1 protein-coding gene and 1 pseudogene are annotated in these 1,712 nt (G+C 50.4%); both read left to right on the top strand.

From position 1 onward, the window contains the following. Positions 1-20: 20 nt before the first annotated feature. Complete coding sequence (locus CV944_RS16910) at positions 21-1,085, top strand: ABC transporter permease (protein ID WP_255408643.1); 1,065 nt, start codon at positions 21-23, stop codon at positions 1,083-1,085. A 142-nt stretch (positions 1,086-1,227) separates the two neighbouring features. Then, positions 1,228-1,527 (top strand): annotated as a pseudogene (locus tag CV944_RS16905) (response regulator); the annotation flags it as partial. Positions 1,528-1,712 lie beyond the last annotated feature (185 nt).

Raw genomic sequence — 1,712 nt, 5'->3', positions numbered from 1 at the left:
CACGCCTCAAAGAATAAGGATTGCTTGAAGCAGTCAAACTTCTTTGGAAGCCCCCACTTCAAATTTTCGCTAGAAAATTAAGTGGGGGTAGTTCACTGACGGTCAACGTCATGAACAGCGATGAAGTAAAGCTGACGGTTGAAGACATGAACAAGTTTCGCGAACTTTCCGGTGTAAAGGACATCGCTCCTATCGTGTCTGGGAGAGTGAATGTCAAACAAGGGACTGCTTCAGCGCAAGTATCGTTAATCGGCACGACAGCTTCGTATGAAGCGGTTCGCGATGTCAATGTGAGCAGCGGCCGATTTTTATCAGACATCGATATCGAGTACAGGCAAAAAATCGTCGTGCTCGGCGCGACGATAGCGCAAACGTTGTTTGGATTCGGGGATCCGGTTGGCCAGTACGTGCAAATCGATGGGACATCGTTTAAAGTTGTCGGCGTTTTGGCGTCCAAAGGCGGTTCTCTTGGACAAAGCGGGGACGATGTCATTTTGATGCCGCTGTCGACCGCCCAGCGCCTGACAAAGACGATGAACATCCAAACCGTGTATATCCAGGCAGACAAGGCTTCAGACGTCAACTTCGTGATGGTGGAAGCAAAACAGCTTCTTGCCCATTTGTTCCCAAACAATGAAGACAGCTACAGCGTCTTTAATCAGCAGGATTTGATGGAAACGGTCAGTTCCGTAGCCGATACGATGACGCTGATGCTTGGCGGCATCGCCGGCATCTCGTTGCTTGTCGGCGGCATCGGGATTATGAACATCATGCTCGTCTCGGTGTCCGAGCGGACGAAAGAAATTGGCATCCGCAAAGCGGTCGGCGCCAAACGCCGCCACATTTTGCTTCAATTTCTTGTTGAGGCGGTGGTGCTCAGCTCATGCGGTGGAGCCATTGGCGTCGTTCTTGGATTTGGTGTTGGCCAAGTGCTGAAGTCGGTGATGGGGATGACAATCTCCTATTCCCCTTCCGTGTCATTGCTCGCCTTTTTGTTCTCTTTGTTGGTCGGAGTGGTGTTTGGCGTATTTCCAGCGAACAAAGCGGCCAAGCTTGACCCGATTCAAGCGTTGCGCTACGAATAAAAGAAAGAAAAACAAAGCGTTCGCATCATGCGGCGCTTTGTTTTTCCTTTCCCGATACGGCATGTATGGTGCTTAGCTGTTGCCTTTCACTGCGAAGGGAAGTTCCTTACAGCCATAGGTTAAAAAAGAGGAGGGAAGATAGTTGAAGCTGCTTGTTGTCGAGGATCACCACGACTTGCGGGAGGCTATGATCGAGATGCTGGCGGATGAGTTTGAGGTTGATGGGGCATGTGACGGCGATGAAGGGTTGTTTTTAGCGCAGCAAAACATTTACGACGCCATCATCTTGGACGTTATGCTTCCCGGCATCGATGGTTTTTCCATCGTCCGTCGTCTTCGTGAAGACGGAATCGAAACGCCGGTGTTGTTTCTGACGGCGAGAGACTCGCTTGAAGATCGGGTGAAGGGACTTGATTTTGGCGGAGACGATTACTTGGTGAAGCGTCAACTCGCTCGTCGTGTTTTTCGTGATTAGCGCGCTTGGCGTCGTGCTGTACGTGTATATGCAGGAGCGTCTGTACCATGCGGGTAACTATTCACCCCAGTGCTAGTGTATAAAAAAGCCCAGCACAAATAGGGCATTTCGGTCATAGAAAATGCCCTAGGTAGCGGAAAGAACTCGATCGA

It is taken from the genome of Geobacillus sp. WSUCF-018B (genome assembly GCF_002809985.1).
Lineage (GTDB): Bacteria > Bacillota > Bacilli > Bacillales > Anoxybacillaceae > Geobacillus > Geobacillus thermophilus.
Note: the sequence above shows the minus strand (reverse complement) of the source record. Positions and strands in the feature narration are given on the sequence as shown.